This window comes from Planococcus sp. BI3 (assembly GCF_056680115.1).
Genome location: NZ_CM155266.1, coordinates 2,439,164 through 2,453,286, shown reverse-complemented (window position 1 = coordinate 2,453,286; position 14,123 = coordinate 2,439,164). Strand labels below are relative to the sequence as shown.

Below are 14,123 nucleotides of genomic sequence, written 5' to 3'. Positions count from 1 at the left end.
GGAGTTTACCGAAATTGAACAAATCCATGTATGTATCCATCGCCCTGTTTATGGCAGCCTTGTTTTTCGTTGCTCTGCCTTTGCCATTGTCAGTTCAAGCCAGTCCGAATGTCGTGGAATGGCTGAACAATGAGGAGCCGGCAGAAGAAACACCGGCAGAACCGGTGGAAGCAGCACCCGTTGAAGAAAAAAGCCTGGCTGGCATCATCGTTCAATTGGTGCTTTATACGCTTTTAATTGTGGTAATGATTTATGGCCTGATCAAGTTCTTGGCGGCACGCCAGAAAAACCTCCAACCCAACCAGGCAGTCAAGCTGATGGGCGGCACGCCGCTTGGCAACAACAAGTCGCTGCAGCTGGTGAAAGTCGGCGGACAGATGTACTTGATTGGTGTGGGCGATGAAGTAACGCTGATCAAAGAGTTTTCAGATGCAGCGGAAATCAGCGGCATCGAAAGGGACTTTGAACAGCAGCAACCGCCACTTTCCAAAAACCTGCTGGACTTTACGAAAAAGAAAATCGGCAGCTTTTCGAAAAACCCGCAAAAAAAAGGGTTTGAGCAGCTTTTCAAGCAAAGCCTGAACAAACAAAAAGCCAAGCAGAAAGTGCTCGAAAACGAGCTTGGGAAAGATAAGGAAGGACGTCCGCTATGATTCCGGAAATTTTATCATCCATCAATATTCCGGGCATTGATTTTGGCGGAGAATCACCGGAAGATGTCTCAACGACCCTTCAGCTGTTCTTCCTGTTGACGGTCTTGTCGCTGGCTCCGGGAATCCTGATCATGATGACCAGTTTTACACGTATCATCATCGTCTTGTCGTTTGTCCGGACCGGACTCGGTACACAATCCATGCCGCCAAACCAAGTATTGGTTGGACTGGCGCTGTTCCTGACCTTCTTCATCATGTCGCCGATTGCGCTGGAGATGAATGAAACGGCTCTTCAGCCTTATTTGGATGGTGAGTTGGAACAGCAGGAAGCACTCGATACGGCCATCGTTCCGTTAAAGGAATTCATGGCGCAGAACACGCGGGAAAAGGATTTGGCCCTATTCTTTAAATATGCGGAGCTGGAAAAGCCTGACAGCATTGAAGAAATTCCACTGACTTCTCTGATTCCGGCATTTGCCATCAGTGAACTGAAAACGGCCTTCCAGATCGGCTTTGTCATTTTTATTCCCTTTTTGATCATCGATATGGTTGTGGCCAGCACGTTGATGGCGATGGGGATGATGATGCTGCCGCCGGTCATGATTTCTCTGCCATTTAAAATTTTGCTGTTCGTCCTGGTGGATGGCTGGTACTTAATAATCGAATCGCTGCTTGTCAGCTTTTGACGAAGGGAAGAAAAAAATGACTCCAGATATGGTGATCAAACTAGCCGAACAATCGATTTTTACCATTATCCTCATATCCGCTCCGGTGCTGCTGATTGCGTTAGGCGTCGGATTATTGGTCAGTGTCTTCCAGGCGATGACCCAAATCCAGGAACAGACTTTGGCGTTCGTCCCGAAAATACTGGCGGTCTTCATTTCGCTCGTGGTCTTTGGACCGTGGATGCTGACCCTGCTGATGGATTACACGAAAGATCTGTTTCAGCAACTGCCAAGAATCATCGGGTAAGCGCACATGGAAACGATTTTTGACATACTGCCTTATTTTCTGCTGATGCTTATCCGCTTAACCAGTTTTTTCCTGATTGCCCCGATTTTTTCAATGCGGGGTGTACCGGCACAATTTAAAATCGGCATCGCTGCTTTTCTGGCATTTGTTGCCGTTTCAACCTTGCCGATGGGTGAAACGATCCCGTTGGACTCTTCCTATCTCTTATTGATCATCAAAGAACTCGCTACCGGACTGGCGCTCGGCTTTACAGCGGCGCTATTATTATACGCAGTCCAGATTGCCGGCGCCTTTATCGATTTTCAGATGGGCTTTTCCATGGCCAATGTATTGGATCCGCAAACGGGGGCGCAGGTGCCGATCATCGGCCATTTCAAGTACATGATGGCGCTGTTGTTCTTGTTGACAGCTGACGGCCACCATTTGATGCTGGACGGCGTCATGCAGAGCCTCCGCGTGTTTCCGGTCGAGCGCTTAGCGATTACAGTGAAAGCCGAAGACATCGCTCAGTTTATGACCGGCCTGTTTACGGAGATGTTCCTGATTGCCTTGCAGATCGCGCTGCCGATTGTGGGCGCCTTGTTCTTGGTGGATATTGCGCTTGGCATCCTGGCGAAAACAGTGCCGCAGCTGAACATTTTTGCGGTCGGCCTGCCGTTGAAGATCTTTGTCGGCTTTATCATGATTTTTCTGACCTTGCCCGTGTTCTTCTACATCCTGCAGATTCTCTTCGAGAAAATCCTGGTGAGCATGGCTCAGTTGATCAGTATATTAGGAGGAACATAAGTGGTGAAAAGGTATCCCCTGGACCTGCAGTTTTTTGCCGGCGAAAAAACCGAAAAAGCGACGCCGCAGAAACGCCAGGAATCCAAGCGGAAAGGCCAGGTGGCGAAAAGCCCTGAAGTTGCTGCCGCTATGATCATCCTTGGCGGGATCATGCTTTTGAATTCACTCGGAGGCTGGATGCTGGACCAGATTCTGGCCATCTACCGCATCCATTTCACGCAATATATTTCCTGGGAAATAACGCCGGCGACCATCCGGACTTTGTTCGAGCAGATGGCCATGAATGCATTTCTGCTGCTTTTGCCCATCATGCTGGTTGGTGTAGTTTTCGGCTTTCTCGGAAACTTCATCCAGGTTGGTGCCATCTTTACGGCCGATCCCATCATGGCAAAGCTGGAGCGCATGGATCCGGTCAAAGGGGCAAAGCGGATCTTCTCGGCCCGTGCTTTGGTCGAATTGGGGAAATCCCTCTTGAAGATTGCTATTATCGGCGGCGCTGCTTTCGGTGTGCTGTGGATCGGCAAGGATGAACTGTTTTCCCTGTCCCAAAAAAGCATCAGCTATTCCTTATCTTTTATCGGCTCGTTAGTATTCCAGATGGGACTGGTTGCCGGCATCATTTTGCTGTGTTTATCCATTCTGGATTATATCTACCAGAAATATGAATTTGAAAAAGGCATACGGATGTCCAAACAGGACATCAAAGATGAATACAAAAAAGCGGAAGGCGATCCGCTGATCAAATCAAAAATTAAAGAAAAGCAACGGCAAATGAGCATGAATCGCATGATTCAGGATCTGCCGGGCGCGGATGTGCTGATCACCAATCCGACGCATTATGCAATCGCCATCAAATACGATGCCGAAACGATGGCGGCTCCGGTCATCATCGCGATGGGCAAAGATCATCTCGCCTTAAAGATCAAAGAAAAAGCAAAAGAACTTGGAATTGTGACGATGGAAAACAAGCCTCTCGCGCGTGCGCTGTATGCCCAGGTTGAAATAGGGGATACCGTGCCGGAAGAATTATTTCTGGCTGTGGCAGAGGTTTTAGCATATATTTACCGGTTAAAAGGAAAAATCCGATGAATGGGAAAGAGGAGGGGACCGCGTGAAATTCAGAGATTATGCCATCATGGTAGCCGTCATAATGATTGTTGTCATGATGGTCATCCCTCTTCCGCCGCTCTTATTAGATATACTGATCATGATCAATATCAGCCTTGCCTTAACAATCTTGTTAGTGGCAATGAATACAAAAGAACCGCTGCAATTTTCTATTTTTCCTACCTTATTATTATTGACGACTTTATTTCGTCTGGGATTGAATGTCTCGACGACGCGCTCGATCCTGACCAATCAGACCGGTGGACAGGTTATTGAAACATTTGGTTCATTTGTTGTCGGGGGCAGTGCCATCATCGGGATTTTGGTGTTCTTGATTCTTGTCATCATCCAATTTCTGGTCATCACAAAAGGATCTGAGCGGGTTGCGGAAGTCGCTGCCCGGTTTACGCTCGATTCGATGCCAGGCAAGCAGATGAGCATCGACGCCGATCTTGGCGCTGGGATGATCTCGGACCAGGAAGCCAAGAGCCGACGTGAAAAAGTCAGCTCGGAAGCGGATTTTTACGGCGCTATGGATGGTGCCAGCAAATTCGTCAAAGGAGATGCAATTGCCGGCATCATCATTACCATCATCAATATTATTGGCGGCTTGCTGATCGGCGTAATGGTCCACAAAATGCCATTCGGAGAAGCCGCCCAGCTGTTCACCCTATTGTCGATTGGAGACGGGCTGGTTTCCCAAATTCCCGCGCTGTTGATCTCCACCGCGATGGGTATTGTGGTGACGCGTGCGGTATCTGATGGCAATTTAGGGTCGGATATCACCAAGCAGCTTTTTGCGTACCCGAAGATGCTGTATATCGTTGCAGCTACGTTGATCATGTTTGCCGTGTTCACTCCAATCAGCCCGATGTTGGTAGTGCCGATTGCCGGTGTTATCGCTTATGGAGCTTTCCAGATGCAGAAAACCTTGAATTCCGAAGAAAAGCAGGACGTTGAAATCAGCAAGGACGTGAAAGAGCTGGAAGGGATGAAAAGTCCGGAAAGCGTCATTGACCTGCTGCATGTCGATGCCATCGAGTTTGAATTCGGCTACGGCCTGATTCCGATTGCCGATAAAAATCAAGGCGGCGATCTGCTGGACCGTGTCATTATGATTCGCCGGCAATGTGCGATGGAGCTTGGGATCGTGGTTCCGGTCATTCGGATTCGCGACAATATCCAATTGCAGCCGAGTGAATACGTCATCAAGATCAAAGGCAACCGGGTGGCGTCAGGCGAAATCATGCTCGACCATTACCTGGCCATGAGCCCAGGCATTGACGACGAAGCGGTGGAAGGCATCGAAACAGTTGAACCCGCTTTTGGCATGCCTGCCCTATGGGTCAATGAAGATATGAAGGAAGAAGCGGAAATGGCGGGCTACGCCATTGTCGATCCCCCCTCTGTTGTCTCGACTCATCTGACGGAAGTCATCAAGCGCCATGCCCATGAACTGATCGGCAGACAGGAAGTCAAGTCGCTGATCGAGAATGTGCGGGAAACTTCTCCTGCCGTGGTGGAAGAATTGGTGCCGCAGCTGATGACCATCGGCGAAGTGCAGAAAGTGCTGATGAAACTCCTGAAAGAGAAAGTATCAATCCGTAATTTATTGGTCATTTTGGAAACGCTGGCCGATTACGCTTCGCAGACAAAGGATACGGATTTGCTGACGGAATATGTCCGCCAGTCGCTGTCCCGTCAGATCACGCTGCAATACACTACGCATAAGGAACCACTGCAGGTTATTACAGCGGGAGCGAGCCTCGAGAAGAAGTTCGCCGACTCGGTGCACCGGACAGAACAGGGCAATTACCTGTCCATCGATCCGGAATCTTCCCAGACGATTTTCCAGAAAATCACGGAACAGGCAGCGCAGCTTCAGCAAACCGGCGTACAGCCGATCTTGTTGACGTCTCCCGCCATCCGTATCTACATGAGGCAGTTCGTGGAGCGTTTTGCTCCTGACCTGCCGGTTCTGTCCTATAACGAACTGGAACCGGAAATTGAAATTCAAAGTGTTGGAGTGGTTAACATCTCATGAGGCTGAAAACATATATAGTGGGCACGATGACCGAAGCGATTCCGATGATTAAGAAGGACCTGGGCGCTGATGCCTTGATCCTGAATACGAAAAAAATAAAAACCGGTGGCTTTTTAGGATTTTTTCAAAAAGAAAAACTGGAAGTTACGGCCGCCATTGATCCCATTGCAGCACCGAAACCCCAACAGACAGAACCACCAAAGGCTCGGCCATTTGCTAGTCCAGAAAGACAGAACGATTCTTCAGCTGAGCTGATTACTGAATTAAAAAGCATTAAGCAGTTCATGATGCAGCAGGTGAAAGCGGAAAATCTTCCAGAAGGCCTCCAATCAGTGAAAGAGCGATTGACTGCACAGGAAGTCGCACCGGATATTCAGGCAGATCTGCTGGCCAAACTGATGGTGAGAGCTGAATTGAACACTGACCAAACGTCAGAGAATGTATGGCGGCTGGCTCGTGAAGAACTGCTTGCTATACTAGAGCGGAATCAGCAGCACCCAGCTGTGCAAAACCCGGAAGTTATCTGTTTTATAGGACCGACAGGCGTAGGCAAGACGACAACCATCGCCAAGATTGCGGCAGATTATATGCTGACGAAAGACAAAAAAGTAGGTTTGATTACCGCGGATACATATCGCATTGCCGCAGTCGAGCAATTGAAGACTTATGGCAGCATCTTGAATATTCCAGTCCGGGTGGTCGAAACGCCGGAAGATCTAACGGCAGCAATTAAGGATTTTCATGACTGCGACATCATTTTGATGGATACAGCCGGACGGAATTATCAGCAAACCCAGTATATCGACGACTTGACCCGTTTACTCCCGGAAGGCAGCAAAGTGCAGATTCACCTGGTGTTGAGCCTGACTGCCAAATACGAAGATATGAAAAAGATCATCGATAATTTCCAGTCTGTTGCGATGGATGAGCTGCTGCTGACTAAAAAGGATGAAACCAGTTCTGCGGGAGCAATCGTCAACCTGATCCATCATTACGGCATTCCGATACGCCATATTGCAAACGGCCAAAATGTGCCGGACGACATACTGGCATTCACTCCCCAATTGGCAGCGGATTTCATTTTGGGGGAAGAACATCATGCGTGATCAGGCGAACCAGTTACGGGAAAAGATGATGGGAAAGAAGACCGATAAGCCCGAACGGAAACCTGTTAAAAAAACCAGAGTCCTGGCGATTGCCAGCGGCAAAGGCGGAGTGGGCAAATCCAATTTCGCATTGAATTTTGGGTTGAGCCTGGTTGAACAGAACAAAAAAGTATTGATTTTCGATGTCGACCTCGGTTTTGCCAATATTGATGTGCTGCTTGGACGGGTGCCTCGGGAAACGATTGCCACGATGATTGAAAAAGATTTGGCTGCACAGGACATCATTGAAGAAGGGCCGAATGGGCTGCTGTTCATTTCAGGAGGCAATGGATTTAATGACCTGTTTCAGATGGATGACCTGAAACTGCAGAAATTTTTCCGTGAGTTGAGTACGCTGCAAGGCCAGGTGGACTATATCATCCTGGATACCGGAGCCGGCCTGTCTTACGAGAACCTTCGTTTTATCCTGGCTGCCGATGACGTCATCCTCGTGACGACGCCTGAACCGACTTCCGTCACAGACGCCTATTCGGTCGTCAAGATGGTCCATGGCAAAGATCCGAATGTCCACATGAAACTGGTGGTCAATCAATGCATCAGCGTAAAGGAAGCGCAGCGGACAGCCGATAATTTCAGGCAGGCAGCCGACCAGTTTTTGGGTAAAGAGATTGGCGCTTTAGGTTTTATTCCAAGCGATTCTCATATTCCGGAAGCCGTAAAGCGGCAGAAACCGCTCTTGTTGGCTTATCCGAACAGTGAAGCGGCAGCAGCAATCCGGCAAATCGCCAACGAATTTCTGCAGCTGCGGGTGCCCTATAAATTGGGGCTTAAGGGATTTATCATGAAAATCCTGTTTAAATAAGAGTGGCTTTGCCGCTTGGAAATGGTGGTGAAAATCATGCTGAATCCCAAATTATCAAAAGAAGAACTCACCTGCTGGAACGATTGGCAACAACATCGCGATCCGGAGGCTGGCAACTACCTGGTTGAACAATATCTTCCTTTGGTCGATTACGTGATTCAACGGTTCATGATCAGTTTACCCAAAACTGTGGAAAAAGATGATGTCCGCAGCTACGCTTATGAAGGATTGCTTGATGCCTTGAGCAAGTTCAATATCGAGCGGGATTTGAAATTTGAAACCTATGCCTCCTGGCGCATCAAAGGCGCCATCATTGACGGGTTGCGGCACAGTGATTGGCTTCCTCGGTCTGTCCGGGATAAGGTGAAGAAAATTGAAAAAGCCTATCTTTTGCTGGAGCAGGAAAATGAAGCCGCAGTGTCCGATGAGCAGGTCAGTTCGTATCTGGGCATCACCAAAGCCGAGCTCAATAAAACCGTTTCTGAAGCCGCGTTATCGACGATGATTTCAATGGATGATGAGCATTTTGAAGAACGGAGAACTTTGGGGAACTATTACACCGATTCGCCGGAACGCCATCTGTCAGAACAGATGACCAAAGAATCACTGGTACGGGCCATTGACCGCTTGCCTGAAAAAGAAAAAATCACTGTTTCCTTATGTTATTTTGAAGAAATGAAATTGACGGAAATCGCAGAAATTCTCAGTGTAAGTGTATCAAGAGTTTCACAGCTTCACTCAAAAGCGATGCTCCGGCTGCATGCGTCGATTTTAACTGTGCATGACAATTATTAAGCTTGAAAAAAGAAACAGAAGGCCTGGGTGATGACCATGGAATGGCTATTGATTGCCGTCAGTACCGGACTATTGCTATTGAATGTACGGCTGTTGCTGACAGCCAAAAAACAGCGAATGGATGAAGATCCAACTGGAGTCCACGAAAGTATGGCAGAGTTCGTGGCGCAGCTTGAAAAAGAAAATGATGAACTTTACGATAAATTAACCTCCTATATAAAAGACAATGAATCGCAGCTGGCAGAACGGCTTGAACGTTTGGAAAAAAATCTTGCTGCTGAATCTGAAGAGATGCCAGACAAGGCTTCTGTGGATAGGGACAAGATCCTTCAGCTTTCAAGGCAAGGATTTTCTTCCAAACAAATCGCCAAAGTACTTCAAACCGATTACGAAAAAGTAGAGCTTGTTGTTAGGATGAAGAACAAGCGGCAAGAGGATTTTAAAGAGGACGAGGTGCTGTAAGTGCGCATTGACAGTCAGAACGCGATTCAAAACGAACGGCTATCGGTGCAGGGGACCGGAAATAAGGCCAATGAACTTTTTTCGAATGCCCTGAAAAAATCCCAGTCCAAGCTTCACACGGATTCCCTCAATCAATTAATGGAACGGGTGGATGCGCAGGGACAGAAATTAGCCAATCAGCGAACACTTGAAAACCTTCTGAACTATAAGCACGCGGTAAAGAAATTTGTTGGAGAATCTGTACGGCATGGCCTGCGTTTATCGGACGAGCAGAGCCAGATGTCGGGCGGAGGGATGAAATCCCAACAGATCATTAAAGTAATTGACAAAAAATTGGTTGATATTCAAGACCAACTGCTTAATAATGAAGAAGAAGGAATTGGTACTTTAGGTCTAATTGGGGAAATCAAAGGCTTGCTCATCAATTTGTATATGTAAAAAAGGATGGAGAGGACAAAATGTCAAAAAATCGTCGTGAGTTTTTTCGGGTTATGTTCCATCAAGGGGTGGATGGAAAAATTTCAATTTACGGCGGCAATTTTTTGCCGATTGAAATTTACAATGTCAGTGCCGGAGGTTTGTTGTTTTCTTCTCCACTCAATATTCCTTTGGAAGAAAGCGTAAACTGCAGCTGGGAGCTATTGGACAGTGCTTTCTCATTAGAGGGCTCTATTGTCCGAAAATCAACTGGAACAGATAGGGTGGAATACGGCGTTGAATTTTCTGTCGATCAAGGAACTTTTACAGAGTTATTCCAGCAACTGAACTACTATCAAATCCGTCAGCGTAAAGGTTTATCGGCTGAGTAATTTTATAAGCGCATCGAAAAAAGTTGACCCTATGGCCTGCTTTTTTTTTTGCCCGCAAAGTCGAATCTACGAAGTTCTTCTATTGGCAGGAGGAATTCCGATCGAAAAAAGAGAAGTAATAGCCATACGAAAAAAGAGAAGGTGAAGAGCATGCAGGCACCAGAAGAAATTCTTTCTGTTTGGCGGCAGTTTGATGGGTTTCCGATGGAGACCTTAACCAAAGCCTGGTATTATCAGCGCGCGGGCGAACACAAGCAACGCAGTGTGGAATTGATGGAACAGCATCATGCCCAGTATGGAATCACCGGTAATTGTTTTGATCTGGCGATTTGGCTGCTGGAAGCTTTTGATAAAGCGGGAATAACCGCCTATCCGGTAGGCAGTGGATTGGGGACCGAGCAGGCGCATGCAGCAATCCTGGCGGAAGACCGGAATGGCCGCAGATTCCTCTGTGATTTAGGCGACCAGTGGATTCAGCCAATTCTGGTTGATGTGGAAGACTCCGAATTTAGCGGAGATCGACTGGCAGGATTTTTTCCAGGGGCGGAAGTTCAGGTAAGGCCGGCTGGTAAAGGCATCGAGCTTATTTATTGCCGGCCGAACGGCAAGCAGTCCAATCAGGTCTACGCCACAGAACCGGTTGACCGGACCGATTTTTTAGCTGCGGCGGAATATTCCCAGCGCCATATCCATCCCGAGCCGCTGGTTGAGGTCCGACTGCAGGAAAGCGGCGAAACTGCCCACTGGGAGTTCGATAATTGGAAAAGTTTTTTAAGCACGAGTACAGGGCTTTACTTGGACGATCCGATTGAAACTTTGGAGGAATGGGTAAAAAGAATACATGACAAAACGCATTACGATAAAGAATTTCTGAGGGAATCTTTAGGGTTTTACCAGAGGCTGAATCTGGGCAGCAGTGAATAGTGGGATAGGAGAGCTGACATGATCAAAGCCGTTATTTTTGATTTGGATGGTACCTTGTTGGACCGTGACCGTTCGCTGGCGACATTTGTAAACGACCAGTACGACCGGCTAGCTGAACACTTACAGCATATCCCGAAGGACCAGTTCGCCAAGCGCTTTGTCGAATTGGATGCCAGAGGCTATGTCTGGAAAGACCGGGTTTATCAACAATTAATCGAGGAGTTTGAGATCGAGGGGATCGACTGGAAAACCTTGCTGGAAGATTACGTGGCTAACTTCCACGCCCACTGCATTCCATTTCCGAATTTACGGTCGATGCTGGAAGACCTGGCCCTGAAGTCGATCCAGTTAGGGATGATCACCAACGGCAAGGGGCAATTCCAGCTGGATAACATAGTAGCCTTGGGAATTGATGCTTACTTTGAAGAAATCCTCATCTCGGAATGGGAAGGGATGGCCAAACCCGATCCGCTTATTTTCCAAAAAGCATTATCCAGCTTGGGTGTTTCGCCGGACGAGGCTGTTTATATTGGAGATCATCCTAAAAATGACATACAGGCAGCTCAGGCAATGGGCATGAAAGCCATTTGGAAAAGGGATCGCTATTGGAGCTGCCAGGCTGCAGATGGAGAAATTGATGATTTAAATGAAATCGTCGGGTTGCTGGAGCGCTTCAACGCTGAGCACTCAACAGTGCGGTGAAAGTGAAATCATCCATTTGGGTAAGGGCTAATTTGGCAATAAAGCTTGATTCTACTAGGCACGAGAGAGAAAAGGGCAGGTGAAGTACAGCATGGAACTTAAAACGCAATTACAGTTTGAGTTGACCGAATTTGCAGATGACCGGGAATCGGAGCGCATACCGGTTATCGGGAACTATGAATACTGGCTCCTGCTGATGGAATATTTCCTGGCTAAATCCGATCTTTTTGAAATCCATTGCTTTGATGAAGAAACGGCAGCAATTGAAGAGCTTTCTTCCGATTTGCCCGGCTTGTTCGATATTGACCGGAAGCAGGGAATGACCATTTTTTCCGGTCTTCTGACATTGGAAATCGCAGAATACCTCATGTCCCACCACGTCAGCGCAAAGGGGAAGTTGAAGTGGTTTTCCGTCTTCTTGAGCAGAGGCGAGCAGCACATCTTTTCCTCAGAGCATTGGGGCACTGAGTTTTTTGTGCCGGATATTACTGATGAAGACCTACTGTTCATCAAGCATGTCGCCCCGGATGATACCCTATTCAATGAATACAAATAAGATCAAAACTTTCGCCATTTATTTGCCGGAAGTTTTTTTGTGTGCGTTAAAATATTCTAAATAGTCTAAAATTGGATTGACTTTATGGCTTTATAAGGGAATAATAAGAGCAGCACCCATTTCTAAAATATGGAAATAATCAGTGCTATTGTAATAGGGAATTGGAAAGGTAAAAATCTTATTTAAGAAAGCTCTTAAGTTGGTTCACCAAGGGGCAAGCGAAAAAGATGAAAATTTGAAGGTGGAGGAATGAAAATGAAAAAAACTGCGATAAGCACACTTATTCTTTTATTTGTCTTTATCCTGTTGGCGGCCTGTGGATCTGAAGAAACAGCAGGAACAGCCACAGCGGACGAAACAGGAGCTAAGTCTGGCGGAGTGCTAGAACGGATGGAAGAATCGAAAGAGATGAACGTAGCTTTTGAAGGAACTTATCCGCCGTTTAATTTCATCGATGACAACGATGAATTTCAAGGGTTTGATGTCGACATCTCCAATGAAATTGCAGAGCGTTTAGGCGTAGAAGCCAACTTTATCGCAACCAAATGGGATGGGTTGATCGGCGGCTTGAAAGCCGACAAATTCGATATCATCATCAGCCAAATGACCGTAACAGAAGAGCGGAAGAAAAGCGTTGATTTTACAGATCCTTATGTTATTTCGGGATCGGTGCTGATAACGCGCGAAGAAACAAATGACATCACAAAGCTTGAAGATATAAAAGGGAAAAATGTAGGCGTTGGCGGGGGAACTACTTTTGAAGATGTGGCGAACAGCGTAGACGGGGCAGAAGTGAAATTGTATAAGGCTGTGGGCGACTATATTCAAGATTTGACGAACAAACGCCTTGATGTCATCATCAACGATCAATTGCTGATCAGCTATAACATTAAAGAGCAGAATCTGCCAATCAAAATTTCCAGTGATATTTTAAATAAAGATGAAATCGGCATGGCCGTCAACAAAGGGAATGAGGACTTTATTGAACAGGTCAATGCAGCTTTAAGTGAAATGAAGGAAGATGGAACCTATGCTGAAATCTATAAAAAATGGTTTGGGACAGAACCGTTGGAAAGTTAAGGTTCGATAAGCGCTGAATGGCTATCTCTGATTGCGTTCTTCTTTTGCACAAGTGCCAAAAGTGAGGTGGGGGATACATGCATATCTTCGTATTAGGAACTGGCATGATCGGCACGACAGTGGTTTCGGAATTGGCTAAGTCTGCTGGTGCAGAAATGATTACGGCTGTCGATATCAACCAGGCAAGCATCGACAAATGCCTGGCTATTGCGGACAATCCGCGCGTAATCGGCAAAGTGGCAGCTTTGGCAACTGAGGAAGACATTGCCGAAGTGCTGAAGGATGCCGATTTGGCGATTGGCTGCCTCCCTCATTCATTGAGTATGGCAGCGATCAAAGCAGCAATTTCTTCAAACTGCCATTTAGTTGATTTAGTGGGGTCGCAATTCACTGAAAAAATTGCGCTGCATCAACAAGCGCAGCAAGCAGGCGTGTTAATCATCCCCGGTTGCGGGGTGGCGCCTGGCATCACCAATTTTTTGGCTGCACAAGGAATTGCACTGCTGGATGAAGCAAAAGATGCTGTTTTGACTTGTGGTGGAATTCCGCGCTATCCTGATCCGCCTTTGGGGTATCAGGTGGTTTACCGGCTTGAAAGTCTGCTGGATCTTTACACGAAACCGGCAACTGCTATTCAAACCGGCAAAATTGTTGAATTGGCTCCACTTTCCGGCTTAGAAGAAACTACATTTCCTGACCCGGTAGGAGTATGTGAAACGGTGATCACCGATGCGCATAGCACGGCCTTTATGCTGGAGGGAAAAGTACAGAATCTGGTGGAGCGAACGGTCCGTTATCCCGGGCACTGGGAAAAGATAAGAGTTTTGAGTGAGTTGGGATTTCTTGATGAGACGCTGGTATCCATTCAAGGCATTACTGTCACTCCAAAGGCGTTTGCGGAGAAAGTTCTGGCTTTGAAAATGTCAGGCCATTCAGTTGAAGACATCACGGTCTTAAGGGTCGAGGTCAGTGGACTCAAACAAGGCAGACCAACAAAGCATACGTGGGAAATGGTTGATTTGTATGATGACAGGCGAAAAATAACTTCAATGGCCAAAACAACTGCGATTCCAGCGATGCTGATTGCACAATGGATTGTCAGTGGAAAAATAACAGAGACAGGCGTTATTCCAATCGAAAACTTGATTATCCATGAACGATTCCAGCCCTTTTTAATTGAATTGAGCAATTTAGGAATTGAAATTGAGTATACGGAAGAAGTTTTCGGCTGATTAGAATAATGGGTACGGCTTGTCTGATAGGAG

General features: G+C 47.0%; 17 protein-coding genes. All 17 read left to right on the top strand.

Going from position 1 to position 14,123, the window contains the following annotated elements; translation table 11 throughout:
• The first annotated feature begins 14 nt into the window (after window positions 1-14).
• The 17 genes from AC1MEO_RS12290 to AC1MEO_RS12210 all read left to right on the top strand — a co-directional run bounded on the left by AC1MEO_RS12290 (window position 15) and on the right by AC1MEO_RS12210 (window position 14,090).
• The gene (locus AC1MEO_RS12290; RefSeq protein WP_480330833.1) at window positions 15-653 is read left to right on the top strand and encodes a flagellar biosynthetic protein FliO; all 639 of its coding nucleotides are present in this window, start codon (window positions 15-17) and stop codon (window positions 651-653) included.
• Window positions 650-1,339 (top strand): flagellar type III secretion system pore protein FliP, encoded by a 690-nt coding sequence (fliP, locus tag AC1MEO_RS12285; RefSeq protein WP_480330831.1) that lies wholly within the window; start codon window positions 650-652, stop codon window positions 1,337-1,339. The genes AC1MEO_RS12290 and fliP overlap by 4 nt, the downstream gene beginning before the upstream one ends.
• Before the next feature lie 16 nt (window positions 1,340-1,355).
• Window positions 1,356-1,625, top strand: a complete 270-nt coding sequence (gene fliQ, locus AC1MEO_RS12280; protein ID WP_480330829.1) for a flagellar biosynthesis protein FliQ — start codon at window positions 1,356-1,358, stop codon at window positions 1,623-1,625.
• Window positions 1,626-1,631: 6 nt separating this feature from the next.
• Window positions 1,632-2,411 carry a flagellar biosynthetic protein FliR gene (gene fliR, locus AC1MEO_RS12275; RefSeq protein ID WP_480330827.1) on the top strand — a complete coding sequence of 260 codons (780 nt, stop codon included), beginning with the start codon at window positions 1,632-1,634 and terminating at the stop codon, window positions 2,409-2,411.
• On the top strand, window positions 2,412-3,500 hold the full coding sequence (flhB, locus tag AC1MEO_RS12270; protein ID WP_480330825.1) for a flagellar biosynthesis protein FlhB: 1,089 nt from the start codon (window positions 2,412-2,414) through the stop codon (window positions 3,498-3,500).
• Between the two features lie 22 nt (window positions 3,501-3,522).
• A complete protein-coding gene (gene flhA, locus AC1MEO_RS12265; RefSeq protein ID WP_480330823.1) occupies window positions 3,523-5,562 on the top strand; it encodes a flagellar biosynthesis protein FlhA in 2,040 nt (679 codons plus the stop codon).
• Window positions 5,559-6,668, top strand: a complete 1,110-nt coding sequence (flhF, locus tag AC1MEO_RS12260; RefSeq protein WP_480330821.1) for a flagellar biosynthesis GTPase FlhF — start codon at window positions 5,559-5,561, stop codon at window positions 6,666-6,668. The genes flhA and flhF overlap by 4 nt, the downstream gene beginning before the upstream one ends.
• Window positions 6,661-7,530 carry a MinD/ParA family protein gene (locus tag AC1MEO_RS12255; RefSeq protein WP_480330819.1) on the top strand — a complete coding sequence of 290 codons (870 nt, stop codon included), beginning with the start codon at window positions 6,661-6,663 and terminating at the stop codon, window positions 7,528-7,530. The genes flhF and AC1MEO_RS12255 overlap by 8 nt, the downstream gene beginning before the upstream one ends.
• Before the next feature lie 36 nt (window positions 7,531-7,566).
• Window positions 7,567-8,325, top strand: coding sequence for a FliA/WhiG family RNA polymerase sigma factor (locus AC1MEO_RS12250; RefSeq protein ID WP_480330817.1), 759 nt, complete (start codon window positions 7,567-7,569; stop codon window positions 8,323-8,325).
• Window positions 8,326-8,355: 30 nt separating this feature from the next.
• The gene (locus AC1MEO_RS12245) at window positions 8,356-8,787 is read left to right on the top strand and encodes a DUF6115 domain-containing protein (protein WP_480330815.1); all 432 of its coding nucleotides are present in this window, start codon (window positions 8,356-8,358) and stop codon (window positions 8,785-8,787) included.
• Window positions 8,788-9,225 (top strand): YaaR family protein, encoded by a 438-nt coding sequence (locus AC1MEO_RS12240; RefSeq protein WP_480330813.1) that lies wholly within the window; start codon window positions 8,788-8,790, stop codon window positions 9,223-9,225.
• A gap of 20 nt (window positions 9,226-9,245) precedes the next feature.
• Entirely contained in the window at window positions 9,246-9,596 is a 351-nt protein-coding gene (locus tag AC1MEO_RS12235) for a PilZ domain-containing protein (RefSeq protein WP_480330811.1), read from the top strand.
• 150 nt (window positions 9,597-9,746) lie between these two features.
• A complete protein-coding gene (locus AC1MEO_RS12230) occupies window positions 9,747-10,520 on the top strand; it encodes a hypothetical protein (RefSeq protein WP_480330809.1) in 774 nt (257 codons plus the stop codon).
• A gap of 18 nt (window positions 10,521-10,538) precedes the next feature.
• Complete coding sequence (locus AC1MEO_RS12225) at window positions 10,539-11,222, top strand: HAD family hydrolase (RefSeq protein WP_480330807.1); 684 nt, start codon at window positions 10,539-10,541, stop codon at window positions 11,220-11,222.
• A 91-nt stretch (window positions 11,223-11,313) separates the two neighbouring features.
• A complete protein-coding gene (locus tag AC1MEO_RS12220; RefSeq protein WP_480330804.1) occupies window positions 11,314-11,778 on the top strand; it encodes a hypothetical protein in 465 nt (154 codons plus the stop codon).
• Window positions 11,779-12,033: 255 nt separating this feature from the next.
• Window positions 12,034-12,858, top strand: coding sequence for a transporter substrate-binding domain-containing protein (locus AC1MEO_RS12215; protein WP_480330802.1), 825 nt, complete (start codon window positions 12,034-12,036; stop codon window positions 12,856-12,858).
• Window positions 12,859-12,935: 77 nt separating this feature from the next.
• Window positions 12,936-14,090 (top strand): saccharopine dehydrogenase family protein, encoded by a 1,155-nt coding sequence (locus tag AC1MEO_RS12210; protein ID WP_480330800.1) that lies wholly within the window; start codon window positions 12,936-12,938, stop codon window positions 14,088-14,090.
• Window positions 14,091-14,123: the final 33 nt, after the last annotated feature.